Annotated in this window: 1 protein-coding gene; it reads left to right on the plus strand. The window is 70.3% G+C overall.

Going from position 1 to position 515, the window contains the following annotated elements; all coding sequences use genetic code 11:
• Window positions 1-515 (plus strand): POTRA domain-containing protein (locus HCU76_RS36390; RefSeq protein WP_305729971.1); only part of this gene is annotated, 515 nt, incomplete at both ends.

The raw sequence follows: 515 nt of genomic DNA on the forward strand, positions 1-515 counted from the left end.
CGATGGGCGCCTTGCACACGAAGCGCCGGCAGGTGGCCGTGGCGTCCAGCGTAGTGGTGGCGGGCGCGATGCTGTGGCTGCTGGCGGCGCAGCGGGCCCATGCGGCGGGTGAGGCCGAGGAAGCGACCACCGTGGCAGCAGCGACCACGGCCAACACCGAACTGTTGCCCACCAACGATCCCTGCGGTAGTTGCGGCAACAGCAGCAACAGCAGCAACGGCAACAGCAGCAACGGCAACAGCAGCAGCAACAGCAACAGCAACAGCACCCAGCTCGCACAGGCCGCGCGCCCCCCGGCCGGCGCGGCCATGCCGCAAGACCTCCCGCGCACACCCGCGCCACCCCCGACCTTCCGCCTCAACGACATCCGCCTGAATGGCGCGCAGGCGCTCTCGGCCGATGAGCTCAAGACGGTCACCCAGCCCTACATCGGGCGCGACGTGGCGCTGGCGGACCTGGAAGCCCTGGCCAAGGCCATCACCGACCTCTACCGCGCACGCGGCTACTTCCTGGCC

Source organism: Variovorax sp. dw_308 (assembly GCF_019207085.1).
GTDB lineage: Bacteria > Pseudomonadota > Gammaproteobacteria > Burkholderiales > Burkholderiaceae_C > Variovorax.